The 17,234-nt window shown below is 36.2% G+C and carries 15 protein-coding genes, 1 pseudogene and 2 riboswitches; of the genes and pseudogenes, 7 read left to right on the forward strand and 9 right to left on the reverse strand.

Annotation, left to right across the window (positions count from 1 at the left end; all coding sequences use genetic code 11):
• Positions 1 to 87 precede the first annotated feature (87 nt).
• From ACFOZ1_RS00140 to ACFOZ1_RS00160, 5 genes are all read left to right on the forward strand, one after another.
• Positions 88 to 1,161: an NCS2 family permease gene (locus ACFOZ1_RS00140; protein WP_390194631.1), complete on the forward strand. Its 1,074-nt coding sequence runs from the start codon at positions 88 to 90 to the stop codon at positions 1,159 to 1,161.
• A 15-nt stretch (positions 1,162 to 1,176) separates the two neighbouring features.
• On the forward strand, positions 1,177 to 1,719 hold the full coding sequence (locus ACFOZ1_RS00145; protein ID WP_390194633.1) for a phosphoribosyltransferase family protein: 543 nt from the start codon (positions 1,177 to 1,179) through the stop codon (positions 1,717 to 1,719).
• A 304-nt stretch (positions 1,720 to 2,023) separates the two neighbouring features.
• Complete coding sequence (locus ACFOZ1_RS00150; RefSeq protein WP_390194635.1) at positions 2,024 to 3,001, forward strand: Gfo/Idh/MocA family protein; 978 nt, start codon at positions 2,024 to 2,026, stop codon at positions 2,999 to 3,001.
• A 79-nt stretch (positions 3,002 to 3,080) separates the two neighbouring features.
• Positions 3,081 to 3,183, forward strand: a riboswitch (SAM riboswitch).
• A 139-nt stretch (positions 3,184 to 3,322) separates the two neighbouring features.
• Positions 3,323 to 4,075, forward strand: a complete 753-nt coding sequence (locus ACFOZ1_RS00155) for a cyclase family protein (RefSeq protein WP_390194637.1) — start codon at positions 3,323 to 3,325, stop codon at positions 4,073 to 4,075.
• Positions 4,076 to 4,103: 28 nt separating this feature from the next.
• Positions 4,104 to 5,213, forward strand: coding sequence for a 5-methyltetrahydropteroyltriglutamate--homocysteine S-methyltransferase (locus ACFOZ1_RS00160; protein WP_390194639.1), 1,110 nt, complete (start codon positions 4,104 to 4,106; stop codon positions 5,211 to 5,213).
• 71 nt (positions 5,214 to 5,284) lie between these two features.
• Here the strand turns inward: ACFOZ1_RS00160 and ACFOZ1_RS00165 are convergent, their stop codons facing one another.
• From ACFOZ1_RS00165 to ACFOZ1_RS00180, 4 genes are all read right to left on the reverse strand, one after another.
• The gene (locus ACFOZ1_RS00165) at positions 5,285 to 7,282 is read right to left on the reverse strand and encodes a TRAP transporter permease (RefSeq protein WP_390194641.1); all 1,998 of its coding nucleotides are present in this window, start codon (positions 7,280 to 7,282) and stop codon (positions 5,285 to 5,287) included.
• Positions 7,263 to 7,799 (reverse strand): DUF1850 domain-containing protein, encoded by a 537-nt coding sequence (locus tag ACFOZ1_RS00170; protein ID WP_390194642.1) that lies wholly within the window; start codon positions 7,797 to 7,799, stop codon positions 7,263 to 7,265. The genes ACFOZ1_RS00165 and ACFOZ1_RS00170 overlap by 20 nt, the downstream gene beginning before the upstream one ends.
• 97 nt (positions 7,800 to 7,896) lie before the next feature.
• Positions 7,897 to 8,871, reverse strand: coding sequence for a TAXI family TRAP transporter solute-binding subunit (locus tag ACFOZ1_RS00175; protein ID WP_390194644.1), 975 nt, complete (start codon positions 8,869 to 8,871; stop codon positions 7,897 to 7,899).
• Positions 8,872 to 9,101: 230 nt separating this feature from the next.
• The gene (locus tag ACFOZ1_RS00180) at positions 9,102 to 9,788 is read right to left on the reverse strand and encodes a CAP domain-containing protein (RefSeq protein WP_390194646.1); all 687 of its coding nucleotides are present in this window, start codon (positions 9,786 to 9,788) and stop codon (positions 9,102 to 9,104) included.
• Positions 9,789 to 10,134: 346 nt separating this feature from the next.
• On the opposite strand from ACFOZ1_RS00180, the gene ACFOZ1_RS00185 reads away from it, so the two are divergent.
• Both ACFOZ1_RS00185 and ilvD read left to right on the forward strand, forming a co-directional pair.
• Complete coding sequence (locus ACFOZ1_RS00185) at positions 10,135 to 10,830, forward strand: FadR/GntR family transcriptional regulator (protein ID WP_390194648.1); 696 nt, start codon at positions 10,135 to 10,137, stop codon at positions 10,828 to 10,830.
• Between the two features lie 136 nt (positions 10,831 to 10,966).
• Positions 10,967 to 12,637: a dihydroxy-acid dehydratase gene (gene ilvD, locus ACFOZ1_RS00190; protein WP_390194650.1), complete on the forward strand. Its 1,671-nt coding sequence runs from the start codon at positions 10,967 to 10,969 to the stop codon at positions 12,635 to 12,637.
• A 111-nt stretch (positions 12,638 to 12,748) separates the two neighbouring features.
• Here ilvD and guaC read toward each other — a convergent pair whose 3' ends face one another.
• The 5 genes and pseudogenes from guaC to ACFOZ1_RS00215 form a co-directional block, all read right to left on the reverse strand.
• On the reverse strand, positions 12,749 to 13,729 hold the full coding sequence (guaC, locus tag ACFOZ1_RS00195; protein WP_390194651.1) for a GMP reductase: 981 nt from the start codon (positions 13,727 to 13,729) through the stop codon (positions 12,749 to 12,751).
• Between the two features lie 62 nt (positions 13,730 to 13,791).
• A riboswitch (purine riboswitch) is annotated at positions 13,792 to 13,891 on the reverse strand.
• A 188-nt stretch (positions 13,892 to 14,079) separates the two neighbouring features.
• Positions 14,080 to 14,493 carry an RICIN domain-containing protein gene (locus ACFOZ1_RS00200; RefSeq protein ID WP_390197997.1) on the reverse strand — a complete coding sequence of 138 codons (414 nt, stop codon included), beginning with the start codon at positions 14,491 to 14,493 and terminating at the stop codon, positions 14,080 to 14,082.
• 36 nt (positions 14,494 to 14,529) lie between these two features.
• Positions 14,530 to 15,456, reverse strand: a pseudogene (locus ACFOZ1_RS00205) (glycoside hydrolase family 43 protein); the annotation flags it as partial.
• A gap of 273 nt (positions 15,457 to 15,729) precedes the next feature.
• The gene (locus ACFOZ1_RS00210) at positions 15,730 to 16,380 is read right to left on the reverse strand and encodes an SDR family oxidoreductase (protein ID WP_390194653.1); all 651 of its coding nucleotides are present in this window, start codon (positions 16,378 to 16,380) and stop codon (positions 15,730 to 15,732) included.
• 107 nt (positions 16,381 to 16,487) lie between these two features.
• Positions 16,488 to 17,168: a phosphoribosylaminoimidazolesuccinocarboxamide synthase gene (locus ACFOZ1_RS00215; RefSeq protein ID WP_390194654.1), complete on the reverse strand. Its 681-nt coding sequence runs from the start codon at positions 17,166 to 17,168 to the stop codon at positions 16,488 to 16,490.
• Positions 17,169 to 17,234: the final 66 nt, after the last annotated feature.

Genomic DNA, 17,234 nt, shown 5'->3' on the forward strand with positions numbered 1-17,234 from the left:
TAACAGACGTCTACTCTCTGATAATCTCCTATTTCTGTAGCATAGTGTATTGATATTGCTCCGTAGAAACAGAAAGGTAGGAGAAGGATGGAAATATTAAAAGATATTTTAGCTGCACTTAGTGGTGTGTTAAATGGATTGCCGCAAGGGCTACTAGCACTTGCCTTTGGCTTTGCGTCTGTTCCGACTGCGATGGCCTTTCTTGTGGGAGCTTTAGGAAATAGCTTCACAGGATCTGTTGCCGTTATATCTTTCCAAGCTGAAACGATTACAGTAGCAGGTGCAATGGGGAAAAATTTACGTGAAAGATTATCGATGATTTTCTTTGGGGCTCTTATCATGTTCATTATTGGCGCATTCGGAGCGTTAGAATGGATAATGGAATGGATTGGTCCGGTAATTACTAACGGTATGATGGCTGGTGTTGGAATCATGTTGACGAAAGTCGCTTGGGACATGGCAAAAGATGATAAGACACCAGGAATTGTTTCCTTTATCACTGGATTAATTACGTATATTGCTACACAAGATTTAGTTTATACGATTACTATATCTGTTGTCTTATCTAGTATTGTCGCATTCTTTGTTCGCAAAGATACTGATAAGGATGCGAAGAAACCATTTGTAGACGACCGTTTTAAGCGGACGAGGTTTGTTATTAATCCAATGGTTATCCGAGGGGCATTAGCAATGGTTTGTCTTAATATTGGTGCAAATATAGCCTTTGGAAACATAAATAGTGATATTGCTGGTAAAGATGTAAATGTGGATACACTTGCAATGATTAGTAGTTTGGCTGATATGGCATCATCCTTTTTTGGTGGAGGTCCAGTGGAAGTCGTTATTTCTGCTACCGCTAGTGCACCAAATCCAGTCTGGTCTGGAGTATTAATGATGGCAATTATGGCGATTATCTTACTACTTAAATTACTACCTAAAATCGGTAAATTTATTCCGACAGCTTCTATTGCTGGTTTTTTATTCGTATTAGGTGCGATTGTAACACTACCAGGAAATGCAGCTGCGGCATTAACTACAGGTGAAGGTTCAGAAGGAATTATTGGAGCTATTACTATGGTTGTCACAGCAATAACAGATCCATTTGTTGGTATGTTATCAGGTGTAGTAATACAATTTCTAATGAATCTATTAGGATTTTAAACAAGGGGGAGCATCATGACAGAAGTATATACACTAACTATTGAAGGTCTTGAACGAAAATTACCAATCATTCCAATTAACGATCATTTAAGTATTGCTAGTTTTGTTATTCTAGGAGATACAGAACTCGTGTGTCACGTGGCTCCGTTATTAGCCGAGAAATTGCCTGAAGTAGATTACATTGTGACAGCAGAAGCAAAAGGAATTCCATTAATACACGAATTAACCAGAGTAATTGGCAAAAAGGAATATATCATCGCACGTAAAAGTGTGAAAGCATATATGGAGAATCCGATTGTTCATAAAGTGAACTCGATTACAACAACTAGTGAACAGATTCTTTGTTTAGATGGAAAAGATGCGAAAGTATTACAAGGAAAAAAAGTCGCTTTAGTCGATGATGTGATTAGCACGGGTGAATCTATACAAGCTCTAGAAGAACTTGTACAAGAAGCAGGTGCTGAAGTAGTAGCGAAAGCAGCAATTCTTGCAGAAGGAGATGCGGCAAACCGAGAAGACTTCATTTTCTTAGAGAAATTACCTGTTTTTGTGAAATAATAGCATATAAGAAAACGGAAGATAGGAAGTGAGACTAATACGTTTCACTTTCTATTATTTTTTACAACATCAGTACTAATGTAAGCGATACTTCACTCTCTTACATTAGTAAAATAGCAAAGAGGGAGAAAATGGAGAAATTTAATAATTTCTTACAAAACAAAGAAACTCATCCGTATCCTATGGACTGCTAAGGTAGATTATTCCTTGCTAGATAAAATGATAACGTTTAACATAATAGATAAGGTGGATTGTACGACGTTTTGGAGAAAGTAATTAATCGCTGACAAAGAGGAGAGATTACATGACAATACATATTGGAATAATTGGTACAGGTTCTTTTGCTAGATTACATGCATCTATCGTAAATGAGATGGAAGATGTCGTGATACGTGGCGTTTGTGGTAGATCTCTAGAAAAAGCAGAGCAAATAGCTAAAGACTATCCGCAGGCGAAAGCATATAATGAATTGACGAAAATGTTAGATAATGAACAGATTGATGCTGCTTATATTTGTGTACCACCGTTTGCACACGGCGAAATAGAAGAATTGTTGGTAGAGAGAGGTATACCATTTTTTGTGGAAAAACCATTATCGACAAATATAGAAATACCTACAACGATACTTAACAAGATAAAAGAGAAGCAATTATTGACATCTGTCGGTTACCACTTTAGATATTTACATGGAACAAGGAAGGCAAAAGAATTATTACAAGATTGTACAATTGGTATGGCAATCGGTTATTGGATGGGTACAATGCCTGAGGTGAGTTGGTGGAGAAAAAATGAGACATCAGGAGGCCAATTTGTAGAGCAAACCACACATATTGTCGATTTAGTTAGATATGTATTAGGTGAAGTGGAAGAAGTCAGAGCGGATTTCGCCAAACGAATGCAACCAGCTAAGGCTGAAATAAATGTATCTGATGTAGGCACTGTCACGCTAAAGATGAGTAGTGGTGCTATTGTTACTATCCATAACACCTGTATATTACCAATAGATTATCAGAATGGACTTGATGTTTATACAGATCGTGGCATTTTACGTCTTAATCAACAAGGTTTGCAGGAAGTTAATCAGGATGAGATAAGAGACTATTCTAATGACTCATCTGTCTCACCATATGAAAAAGAATCACAAGCATTTATTCATGCGGTTAGAACGTCTGACTCCTCACAGATTTTATCAACATATGAAGATGCATGGAAAACACAACAAGTAGCAATTGCTGCAAATCAATCTGCAGAACTAGGCCAAAGTATTAAATTAGCTAAATAATTGGATTAGTCAAAAAAATGATACTTGACATCATGCCATAGTTAGGTGTATTCTAATATTTAAATTAAATACCATAAATTTCCTATCAAGAGAGGTGGAGGGACTGGCCCTTTGAAGCCTCGGCAACGGACTATCTGTATGTACCGTGCCAATTCCAGAAGTGTAATGCTTGAAGATAAGAAGAGAGACAGATTGTAGCTGACATTTTGCCCCTTTTCTTATTTAGAAAAGGGTTTTTTGGTTTTTAAAAAAAAATAAAGTATACAGACAGAATTCACGGTAAGTGTCCTATACACTTTAGCATGTGAAGGGGGGAGAAGAATGACGATACAAGGTAACCAACAAGAATTATTAGATGCTTTGCAAAAATTGAAAAGTAAGCAATGGATTGACTTAACACACACGTTTGGGCCTGATTCACCACATTTTTTTGCATTGCCCAAAGCAGAGATTAACCCATTATTTACGCATGAAGATGGCTTCTTTGTACAACAATTTTCGTTTGCAGGACAATATGGAACACATATAGATGCACCGATTCATTTTGTGCCGAATCAACGTTGGCTAGAAGAATTGGAATTAAAAGAGTTAGTATTACCTCTTGTTGTGATTGATAAATCCAAAGAAGCAGCAGAAAACCATGACTATACGGTAACAGTCCATGATATTCAATTGTTTGAAGAAGAATATGGACAAATAGAAGAAGGTACATTTGTTGCATTAAGAACAGATTGGAGCAAACGATGGCCAGATGTGGAGAAATTCGAGAATAAAGATACAGACGGTAATGCACATGCTCCTGGATGGGGATTGGATGCATTGAAATATCTCTTCGAAGAGAGAAACGTGAAAGCAATTGGTCATGAAACGTTTGATACAGACTCTGCAAAGGATGCAAGAGCAAACGGATCGTTAATTGGCGAATATTATGTACTTGAGCAAGATACATATCAAGTGGAGTTATTAACAAATTTAGATAAACTACCTCCAAAAGGCGGTATTATATTTAATATAGTAGCAAAACCAGAAAAGGCAACTGGGTTTCCAGTGCGTTCTTTTGCAATAATACCTTAAAACAAAAAATAGAGAGGATTGATTAACTATGACAAAAACAATAATTAAAGCACCATTTAAAGCAGACCATGTGGGAAGTTTATTACGACCAGAGAGTTTAAAAGAAGCAAATGAGAATTTCAAGGCAGGTAAAATATCCTATGAAGAGTTACGTGCAGTACAAACAAAAGAGATTGAAAGAATTGTAGATAAACAGATTGAAGTAGGGCTAGAGTTAGTAACAGATGGCGAATTTCGTCGTGGATGGTGGCATCTTGACTTTATGGAGCACTTGAATGGATTTGAAGGATATGTTCCGGAAAAAGGACTTCAATTTCATGGTGTGGAGACTGAAAGATATGATGTACGAAATATTGGTAAAGTTTCGTTTAATGCAAATCATCCATTCATTAAAGATTTCATTGAATTTAAAGAAATTGTTGGAGACCGTGCAGTAGCGAAACAAACGATACCAAGTCCTAACCAACTGTTCCATGCAGGTATTCGTAACCAAGAAGTGTATCCAAACTTAGAAGATTATACACAAGATGTGATTGATACATATCGTGATGTAGTAAAAGCATTCTATGATGCAGGCTGTCGTTATCTGCAATTTGATGATGTGTATATTGCAGGATTAAATGCAGAGCAATTGTTTGCATTTGAAAATTTATCGAGACAAGAATTAATTGATTTATCGTTACATGTTGTGAACAGTGTATTAGAGGATAAGCCGGAAGACTTAATTATTACAACACACCTTTGCAGAGGTAACTATCGTTCGACATGGGCATTTGAAGGAAGTTATGCACATATCGCACCGACACTTTTTGCAAAAGAAAAAGTAGATGGATTCTTCTTAGAATATGATGATGATCGTTCGGGTGATTTCCAGCCATTACGTCATATTGCAAAAGAAGATGGACCACATGTTGTATTAGGATTATTCACATCAAAATTCGGTGAACTAGAGGACAAAGAATTGATTCAAGCACGTATAGAAGAAGCGAGTCAATTCGTGTCGAAAGACAAAATCTGCTTAAGCCCACAATGTGGATTTGCTTCTACGCATCACGGAAATATTTTGACAGAAGAAGAACAATGGAATAAATTAGCATACGTAGTGAAGCTTTCAAAAGAATTACTCGGAAATGAATAAAGTATCTATAATAATAGAATCCCTAAGTGCTCTTAAAGATACAGGCACTTGGGGATTCTTGTTTTTTATAATCAGGTATTATTTTTACTGAACAATTGTATAGAGATTAGAACGACGAAGATAAGACATCCAATGATATCTGTATTGCCCTCTGGATACATAAGCAAAAGGCCTGTTATACATGCGATTAGTCGCTCTATCCAATGAAGCTTTCTATACCAAAATCCGATTAACCCAGCTCCTATTGCAATCATTCCTGCGAATGCAGTAATAATAATCCATGTTATGCCTGTAAAAGTTACATCAATCATTAATAATTGTGGTTGAAAGACGAACATGTATGGAATGATAAATGCGGCAATTGCAAGTTTTGTTGCAATAAAACCGGTTCGGATGGGTTCACCACCGGAGATGCCTGTTGCTGCGAATGCGGCGAGCGAGACAGGTGGTGTAATATCGGCAACGATTCCAAAGAAAAAGACAAACATGTGTGCAGCAAGTACCGGAATGAATAATTCATAAGAATCACTTAATGCCATAATTGCAGGTAGTGCGACAGTTGACGTAATTATATAGTTAGCCGTGGTAGGCGATCCCATTCCAAGTAAAATAGATGTAATCATTGTGAAGAATAATGTGAGTAAAATTAATATAGTTGGGTTACTTGTCATCGTTGCAGCCATGTCTACAAGCCCATTCCCGAGCTTTAAGCCAAGTCCTGTCTTTGTCACTACACCAACAATAATCCCTGCACTTGCTGTGGCTGCGGCAACACCTAATGCAGTTCGTGCGCCATCTGTTAACGCTTTGGATAATTTGTCTAATGATAGTTTTCCTTTGTTATTTAATAAAATATTAGTTTCTTTTGAAAGAAGGCTAACAAGAATAGCGGTAAGTATGCCATATATAGCCGTTCTTTCGATACTAAAACCATGGAACAGGAAAAAGATGATAACAATAATAGGAAGTAAAAGATATAGCTTCTTATATACTCTTTTTTTCTCTGGTAGTTCGTCTCGAGATAGACCAACGAGACCAAGTCGTTTTGCTTCAAAGTGCGTCATCACCCAAATTCCTGTAAAGAAGAGCAAGGAAGGTATGACAGCCGCCTTGGCGATTTCCCAATAAGGTTTACCAGCAAATTCAATCATCAAAAATGCTGCCGCACCCATTATTGGAGGCATAATTTGCCCACCAGTTGATGCTGCTGCTTCTACTGCTCCTGCAAAGTTCCGCTTATAACCTAGGCGTCTCATCATAGGAATGGTATAAGAACCTGATGTAACGGTATTTGCGACAGAGCTTCCTGATATCGTTCCATTGAGTGCACTAGAGAATATCGCTACTTTTGCAGGTCCACCAATTCGGTGACCAGCAATGGCCAATGCTAAATCATTAAAATATAATCCGACACCAGTTTGTACAAGAAATGCACCGAATAATAGAAACAAAAAGATATAAGTAGACGAGACTTGAAGAGGGGTACCAAGAATTCCTTCTGTAGTGAAAAACATAGAGTCGATTAATTGTTGTAAACTAAGCCCACGATGCACGAACATTCCTGGCATATAAGGACCAAATAAAGCATACATCAAAAATGCGGATGCAATGATGACAATTGGTAACCCTACTGCACGGCGAGCGGCTTCTAGAACAAGTAGAATGGCTATAGCCCCAATAATAGCTTGACCAAGATGAATGCCACCGATTTGTTGTACTAACGTTTCATAAAATAATGGCCAATAGGATGTCACCATAATAGATAGGCAAATGAATATCCAATCATACCATGGAATAGAAGTCTTTTTGATTCCCTTTTTTATAGGAAATAACATAAAAATAAGTGTTAACGCGAAGCCTAGATGGACAGTGCGTTGAATATAAGCAGTATATGATCCGAAAAAACCTGTATAGAGATGAAAGAAAGAGAATGCTACTAAAATAATGAAGACAAGCCATCCGAGCTTCCCAGTGAAATGACTTTTACTTGCTTCTGTATCGTATTTTTCTAATAATACTTGTTGTTCTACTTCTGTTAATTGGGTACGATCATGATGATTGGTCGGCATCAATTCTCACTCCTTTCAGGTATTGGAGAAAGGATAATTTCTCTACTTTGACAGTAAACCAGTCGCCAGGGGCAAAATAGTCATTGAAATGTACCATATGTGTATGGTTATCTTTGTACCATTGGAGACGATGGTTTGAGACTGTTTTTCCATTACGAATTTTCATATGTTCAAAGTGTTGATTTAAATTAGATAAATGGTATGTCCCATTTTGATAGTCAAATGTCGCTTGGCCTTCCGCATTAGATGGCATTCCGATTCCAAATTGCTCATAGATCATATCTGTTTGAACGATTTCCATTTCGTTTGTAATCATGTATTTTTCCTCGACATCTGTTAGATGAATAGAATGTGTAAATATAATAGTAAAGCAATCTCCAGGTTCTAGCGGTAGAAATGCTTCTATATTGGATGTATTTTCTTTATAAAAAAGCAATGCAGTCTGGGATGGAGTTGTAAGGAGGAATGTTAGTCCGAGCATACATATAACAACAAATAATAGGATTTTATTTCTCATTTTTATCACTTAGCACATGTATTCACTTCACTTTCTCTGTGATGTGAAACAAGTCGACAGCAACATCATCTAGTTGTGTGTCGACTTGTTTTGAATATTATTCTAAGACGCCGACTTCTTTAAAGTATTTTTCTGCACCGGGATGGAAGTCAATACCGATACCAAGAGCACCATTTTCTTTTGTAATAAACGCACCTTTACTATGTGATATACTATCTGCGTTTTCGTATATTGCTTTTGTAATGTCATATACCACATCTTCTGATAAGGAATCTGTTACAGCAAGCATTGCACCAACGGCCACTGTTGTAATATCTTGATCAAGTCCACCATACGTACCACCTAGAATAGTGTCCTTTGCATAATATGGATATTTTTCTACAAGTGCCTCTATTTTATCTTCTTCAATTGGAACAATAGAAATATCGACACTAGCACCAAGCCCTTCTACTGCTCCAGTTGGCGTACCAGCTGTGATAAATGCTGCATCGATATTTCCATCTTGGATGCCACTTGTAGACTCACCAAAGTCTAAGTGTTGTGTCTCTATATCATCCATTGTCATCCCATGTATTTCTAGAATTTGTTCTGCATTAATGTATGTCCCAGAACCAGGAGCCCCAACAGATACAGTCTTCCCCTGTAAATCTTCTACAGAATCAATTCCTGTATTTTTTGTCGTGACAATTTGAATCGTTTCAGGATATAATGCACCAATTGCTTGTACATTCTTGACAGGATTATCTTCGAAAGCATTCGTTCCTTCTACAGCAAAAGCAACCACATCTGTCTGCACAAATGCAAGTTCTGCTTCCTCATTTTGTAGTGCGACAACATTATCTGCTGAGGCATTAGAAGAGAGTGCATCTGTCTGAATCCCAGTTTCATTTTTAATAATTGTAGCCATTTCCCCACCTAAAGGATAATACGTACCGCTTGTTCCACCTGTTAGCATTGTTAGGAATTCTGTAGCGTCATCCTCTTCCGTTTCTTCTCCATTATTGCAAGCTACTAAAAATAGTGCCATTGCAATAATACCAATATAAACAATCAACCATTTCCCCTTTGTCATTTCCCTATTTCCCCCTTTATTCTTCACACTAAAATGGTTCATATAAAGTTATTGAAAAGGTATCCGAAATGTGTGAAGGTAATATATTGTATGTATACGTATTCATATTCTATAAATGCATTATTTTAGTAAAAAGTATGTTTTCTAAAGTGAGAGGATTTGTTTTAGATGAGGAAAGAAGTAATAAAAACAAGAACTATTATTAAAATAGTTCTTGTTAATATAAGCCATTATTTTGCAATAAATTGTTGTGTCCACACATTTCCATTGCCCACATATCCAATCCCAATATGTGTAAAGTCTGGATTTAGAATATTTTTACGGTGTCCTTCACTATTCATCCAAGCTTGTACGACTTCTTCTGGTGATTGTTGTCCCTTTGCAATATTCTCCCCAGCTGTTCGGTAGCTAATGCCATATTGTTTCATCATGTCAAATGGTGAACCATATGTTGGGCTTTGGTGACTAAAATAATTATTCTCCGCCATATCCTTCGATTTTTCTCTAGCAACTTTGCTTAATGCTTCATCTAACTCTAATGGAGATAATCCAGCTTTCTCTCTTTCAGCATTGGTAAGCTCAATGACCTCTAATTCAAATTGATTTAATTCACTACTTACTTGTTCTTTATTCGTTGACTCATCTTCTTGTGTCACTGACTCTTCTTTGGGCGTTTCTGTCGTTGTATTACTATTTGTTTGCTCTTGTTGATAATGTGAATCTGTGTTCACTTCTACTTTGTTTTCTGTATATTTTGTTAACCATTGTTGAAGGTAGGATTGGATTTCCTCTTTATTATAGAAATAATGCGAATTGTTATTCGTATCGATTGTTTTTACATTTATATTATGCGAAAAACCACTACCAAATACGATTGTTGAAATGAGCAATGCGCTAATACCTATTTTTTTAATCATGTTTTCTTCACTCCTTTTGTTTTGTTCTCTATCATTCTAGCACGGGTTTTTCTGTAATATTTGTGGATGGATTTGGTAGATAGATAATGTAGGAGAAAAAGCCGTGATGATAATACCTTAACAGAGAATTCATTGGTTATATTCATCAAAATGTATAGATATTACCAATGAAAGACGCTTGACAACATTTGGGTGGGGAAATGGTGTCATCTATACGTTACGTCATTGTAATAGAAATAGATGTTTTGTCATCTTTTAATTGTTTCGATTCATTCAGGGTACGAAGAAACATAGTGAACATCTCCAACATTGTGCTATACTTAAAAGAAAAATTAGGTGAGAAATCATGATTCAAAAAAGATTATCAGATAGTGTAGCGGATGATATTATGGCAATGATTGCGATAGAGAAGCGCTTTTTACCTGGGGACAAGTTGCCGAATGAAAATGAATTTTCTGAACAACTTCATGTTAGTAGAACAACGCTTAGGGAAGCAATTCGTATATTAGTAACAAATGGTATTCTAGAGATTAGACGCGGAAAAGGAACATACATAAAAGAAGATATTGATACAGATAATTTAGAATCGTTAAGTTTTCTAACAGAGGCAAAAATAAACGCAACAGATTTATACGAAATGCGATTAATATTTGAGCCTGAAGCTGCTTATTATGCAACACTTAGAGCGAGTGATATTGAATTAAAGAGAATCATAGAATATGGCAAACAAATTGAGCAAAAAATAAAAAATAATGAAGATCGAACCGTTGTAGAACAAAAATTTCACCAATCTATTGTGAAAGCGACACATAATGAATTTATGGAAAAGCTTATGCCTGTCATCTATCAAGCAATTGATAAAGGGGTCATTTTATCTAAAAAGAAGCAAATGGCGATTAAAGATACAATCAATGACCATCATATGATTATGGAATTTATGAAGAATCGCAATCCAGAAGGTGCTAGAAGTGCGATGAGAATCCATATATTACATGCAATACGCGAGCTTGGAATCGAGAAGGAAGAGAAGACATCACAGTGAAAAGTGATGTCTTTTTTGTAAAATTTAAATTTGTCATACAACACTATTGACAGTAGACAACATACGTTTTAAAATATGTAAAACAAAGTTATTTTAATATAATTGAACAATAGATACATAGAGGGAGTGTAGGGAAATGAGAAGTGACATGATTAAAATTGGGGTAGATCGTGCACCGCACCGTAGTCTTCTATATGCTACAGGTAAAGTGAAAGCAAAGGATTTAGGGAAACCTTTTATTGGTGTATGTAACTCTTATATTGATATTATACCTGGACATGTGCATTTGCGTGGATTTGCGGATGTCGTAAAGGAAGCAATCATTGAAGCTGGCGGTATTCCTTTTGAATTTAATACGATAGGTGTAGATGATGGAATCGCAATGGGGCATATTGGTATGCGTTATTCTTTACCAAGTCGTGAGTTAATTGCAGATAGTGCTGAGACAGTAATTAACGCACATTGGTTTGATGGGGTATTTTATATTCCGAACTGTGACAAAATCACACCAGGTATGTTAATGGCAGCAGCTCGTACCAATGTTCCTTCTGTATTCGTTTCAGGTGGACCAATGGAAGCGGGAGTAAGTTCTGATGGAAAACAACTTTCATTAACATCTGTATTTGAAGGTGTCGGCGCATATAAAGCAGGTAAGATGACAGAAGAAGAATTCAATGATATTGAAGCAAACGCATGTCCAACATGTGGTTCTTGTTCAGGTATGTTTACAGCTAACTCGATGAACTGTTTAATGGAAATGTTAGGTGTAGCTTTACCTGGTAATGGTTCGATTGTTGCAACAAGTGTGAAACGTAAAGACCTTATCTACGAAGCAGCAAAGCATCTTGTACGTATGGTAAAAGAAGATGTGAAACCTCGCGATATTATTACGAAAGAAGCGATTGATGATGCTTTTGCATTAGATATGGCTATGGGTGGATCGACGAATACAGTGTTACACACATTAGCGATTGCTCGTGAAGCAGGAATCGAATACAATATTGAGGATATCAATAAAGTAGCTGAACGTGTGCCATATTTAGCAAAAATTATGCCAGCATCAGACTACTCAATGGACGATATCAATCGCGCAGGTGGAGTGAGTTCGATTATTAATGAATTAACAAAAATCGAAGGCGCGATTCATCCTGAACGTATGACGATTACTGGAAAGACAATGGGCGAATTGGTGAAAGATTATGAGATTACAAATAACCACGTAATTCGTTCAATTGATAATCCCTATAGCCCTGTAGGTGGTCTATCCATTTTATTTGGTAATATTGCTCCAGAGGGTGCGGTAATTAAAGTAGGTGCAGTAGATCCTTCTATTCAGACGTTTGAAGGAAAAGCGATTGTGTTTGAATCTCAAGATGAGGCACAAGAAGCGATCGATAATGGAACAGTGAAAGAAGGGCATGTGGTTATTATTCGTTATGAAGGTCCTAAAGGTGGTCCAGGAATGCCAGAAATGCTTGCACCAACTTCAGCCATTATGGGTAGAGGATTAGGTAAAACAGTAGCTCTACTTACAGATGGACGTTTTTCAGGAGCTTCACGTGGTATTTCTATCGGTCACATTTCTCCAGAGGCTGCAGAAGGCGGACCAATTGCTCTTGTAAACGATGGTGACATTATTAAAATTGATTTACCAAACCGTACATTAAATGTGGATGTTTCTGATGAAGAATTAGCAGAACGTCGAAAATCTTTAAAACCATTTGAACCGAAAATTAAGAATGGTTGGTTAGGTAGATATTCTAAGCTTGTAACAAATGCGTCAAAAGGTGGCGTAATGGAAATTTAAATAAATACGAAAAGCAGTTTCATTTTGGAGTACACGATGACAATGTGCATCCTTGATGGAACTGCTTTTTTTTATTAGGACTACTTCATAAAAAGTAATATTCCTTTTTGCCTAAATTTTATCTCCATTAAAGATAGAGTTTTTTACTATTACATAATCTACATAACGAATGGCATCTAATGTTTTTCCACCTGCATAAGAGATAGAAGATTGTAAGTCTTGTTCCATTTCCGTTAATGTATCCTGAAGAGCTCCTTTATGAGAGACAAGCATTTTCTTACCTTCGACATTTTTCTTTTCGCCTTTTTGGTATTCAGATGCTGAGCCAAAATATTCTTTATACAATTGACCATCTTTTTCGATTGTCACACCAGGAGACTCTTCGTGACCAGCAAATAAAGAGCCAATCATGACCATGGATGCACCAAAGCGAACGGATTTAGCAATATCCCCATGTGTACGGATACCGCCATCTGCGATAATAGGTTTACTAGCAGCTTTTGCGCACCAACGTAAAGCGGCTAATTGCCAACCACCTGTTCCAAAGCCTGTTTTCACTTTTGTAATACACACTTTACCTGGCCCGATTCCAACCTTTGTTGCGTCAGCACCAGCATTTTCGAGTTCTCGAACTGCTTCAGGTGTCCCTACATTTCCAGCAATAACAAAACTTGTTGGTAAATGTCTCTTGATGTGTCGAATCATCTCGATTACTGCATTAGAGTGGCCATGTGCAATATCAATTGTAATAAATTCAGGTACTAATTCTTCATTAGCTAACATTTCAATGAATGAGTATTCTTCTTCTTTTACTCCTACACTGATAGATGCATATAAGTTTTTGCTGTGCATTTCTTGAATAAATGATGCTCGCTTTTCTGGTTCAAAGCGATGCATGACATAAAAATAATGATTCTCCGCCAAATAAATTGCAATTTTTTCATCAATAATTGTCTGCATATTTGCAGGTACTACAGGTAATTTAAATGTGTAGTTTCCCAATGTTACAGAAGTGTCGCATTCTGCACGGCTATTTACAATACATTTATTAGGTACTAGCTGAATATCTTCATAATCAAATACGTTATCCATTTTTTCTTCCTCCAACTATGTGTAATAATGTGTAGACTAAAAAATCCTAACTATAAATGGGTAGACGTATGCTACCCATTCGTAGTTAGGATATATCGGTTCCTAGTAGAGACTCTTAGACCATCTTTCTAAGAATATACGAATGTAATATAATTGGATTTGTGTTACCGATAATCATTATATACGAACTTTTATTGAATGTAAACATTTTAATGTTCGTTTATAAAAGATAATTAAACGAAAATTATAAAAAATAGTATAAAAACTCTTGTAAAAAGCAAATTGCCTTATATAAAAAAGAAACGAAGGATGCTGTTTAACACACAGCTCTTCGTCTCATGGAATAATAATTAATTCACTTTTACTAATTGCCATTGTTGATTCAAACCGTTATGATCGTCATATTGAAGAATATCTGAGCCATTTGTTGTTCCATAGCCATCTAGAACTTTTCCTGAATGTCGATTGATAATTTTAACATATCCATTGCCTATTTGTTGTATTTGCCATTGTTGATTTTCTCCACCTAAGTAGGAATATTGTACAGCATCTGCACCGTTATTGTTACTCCATTCAAATATCTCTAACGCTTTGTTACTATTGACATTGATTATCGAATAATAGCCATTTCCTAAGTCATTTAATCGCCATTGTTGATGCAAGCCACCATTATCTGTCCATTGTATGACATCAGCACCATCACTTGTACTCTTAGCTAATACTTCTGCTACTTTACCAGAAGCACGGTTGACTAATTTATAGATGGAGCCACTTTTTACTGCCGCTAAATGAGCATCTAACGTTGGCCAACCAAAAGCATCCCAGTATAAATCATTGATTAACATTCGATGTACCCCATTATTTTGTGTATCATAGCCATGTCTTACTAGTATATTATTATTCAAGATATCTTGGTGTCCAGTACCCACATATTGTCCTAATCCATCTTCTAAGATAGTACCGCCACCGTGCAACATATCTATTCCATTCTTATCTAAATAAGGGCCTGTAATGTTAGTAGAGCGACCATATGCAATTTTGTATGTGCTATTTACACCACTACAACATTTATCAAAGGAAACAAATAAATAGTAATAGCCGTCTTTGTATGTAATGCTAGGTGCTTCAATTGCGTGTTCAGGGTGATCTGGGCGTGCAGCAATAGAGTATAAATTTCCAATTGGTTTCATTGTATTAGGGTCTAGCTTTGTTAATTTAATTCCACTCCAAAAGGAACCAAAAGAGAGCCAAGGTTCGCCATTCTTATCAATTATTAAATCTCCGTCTATCGCATTATAATTGTTAGCAGAAGTAGAACGAATAACTAAGCCATCATCTCGCCAATTACCTGATTGAATAGATTCAGTAGAAGTTAATCCAATTAGTGAGGTATTTGATCCGAATGAAGATACGGAATAAAACACCCAGTATCTTCCGTTGTAATATTCGACATCTGGCGCCCATTGGTGTTCGACAAAATTAGGTACGTAATTACTCCACCAATTTAGAGGTTGTGGAAATATAGAAGGTGTTTGGGACCAATGCGAACCATCATTAGATGTTAGAACTTTTAATCCTTTTCCTTCACCAGTTCCAAATGCCCACCATGTATTTCCTTCTTTAATTATACTAGGATCGTGTAGTCTAAGGTCACCACTAAGTTGTTTAAAATCAGCGGATACGATTTGTGGCAACAAGATAAATAATACAAATACAAGTAATGTCATTTTCCATTTGAATTTCACTTTATTACCTCCTATCACCACCATGTGAGTAAATGTGGCGAATATACTTTTTATGCTTATTTGGATAGCTGAAATTTCGACAAATCTCGTTATATACCTTAAAATTTAATCATCTTGTGAAAGCGTTGTCAATGAAAAATAGGAAAATGAGGAGTTTAGCCTAGGTATTATATAAATCTTTGTTTTTATATGAAACAAAAGACTTCCGTCTATATATTTAGACGGAAGTCTTTATCTAGTAATCTAGTTATTGTATTAAACACTTTCTATTGCTTTAGTAATTGCTGTATCACCAGTCACAACTTGAAATCTTTTTCCAATAGTAGATGGATGCTTTAATGATTCATAAATCACTTTAGCGATATCCTCTCTAGGAACTTCGCCGCGTTCTACTTTTGATGCTAGTGTGACATTGCCTGTACCAGGGTCATTTGTAAGTGCTCCAGGATGGATAATGGTATAGTCTAAACCTGAAGCTAATAGCCATTCATCCGCATAGTGTTTTGCAACAATATATGGTGCAAAATCTTCATTAGCAGCTTGAATTGCTTCCCGGCTTGTATCAAATGAACTGATTAGGATAAATCGTTTTACACCTGATTGTTTTGCAGCTTCTATTGTTTTCACTGCACCATCAAGGTCAATCATCAACGTCTTATCTTTACCTGTCTTCGGACCAGAACCTGCTGCGAATACAACAGCGTCTATATCTTCTAGTGCATGCACTATTCTATCAACAGAGTCTTCTAAATCTACAATAGCTGTATCTACATCTTGTTCGTGGAAATAGGCAGCTTGCTCTTGTTTTCGAATCATTGCTTTTGCTGTCATCGAATCATCATTTGCAATCAACTTCACTGCATGTTTGCCGATTTGTCCGTTTGCTCCAACTATTAAAACGTTCATATTATTCACCCTTTCACTAATTGTTTACAACAACCATTGTAAAGGCTATAAGTGGAAAAGTTAAATAATTGAACTTATATCCCTAATAAATGGAAGGATAAAAGCGATTATAAGAACATCTTTTCTAACTCTAATGGCTCAATATAGTTTCCATCTTTATATGCGCGCATATTGCCACCTGAAATTTCATCAATGAGAACAATTTGTTTGTTCTCTCCTGCACGGCCGAATTCAAATTTTATATCATATAATTCGATGTTTTTCTTTGCTAATTCTTCTTTTACTACATTACCAATTTGCTGTGTAAGGCTTTTTAATTCCTTATATTCCGCTTTTGTAAGGATGCCTAACATGTCTAATGCATCTTCTGAAATTGGTGGATCTTCGCGTTCGTCATCTTTTAATGTTACTTCAACAAACCCATCAAGCGCTTGTCCTTCTTCTGCATAAAGACCATATCTACGCAAAAAGCTTCCAACAGCTCTATAACGGCAAATCACTTCAAGCCCTTTTCCAAAAACTTCAGCAGGTGTCACAGTCATTGTCGCTTGATTGATATCTGCATCAATGTAATGTGTCGGAATTTTTTTTTCTTTTAAAATCTCAAAAAAATGTTTGGTTAATTTTAACCCAGCTCTTCCTGCACCTTCTATTGTTAATCCAACACTATTAGCACCAGGATCAAAAACACCATCTACACCTGTTACGTCATCTTTAAATTGTAATAAATAATTGCCATCTTCTAATGCATAAACATCTTTTGTTTTACCTGTGTATACTAATTCCATGATTATTCCCCTTTACTATTTTCATTTTTGCATGTAATAAGTTGTCTTCATGTATATGTAATTCTC

This window comes from Gracilibacillus marinus, from assembly GCF_042651725.1.
In the GTDB taxonomy this organism is placed as follows: domain Bacteria; phylum Bacillota; class Bacilli; order Bacillales; family Amphibacillaceae; genus Gracilibacillus; species Gracilibacillus marinus.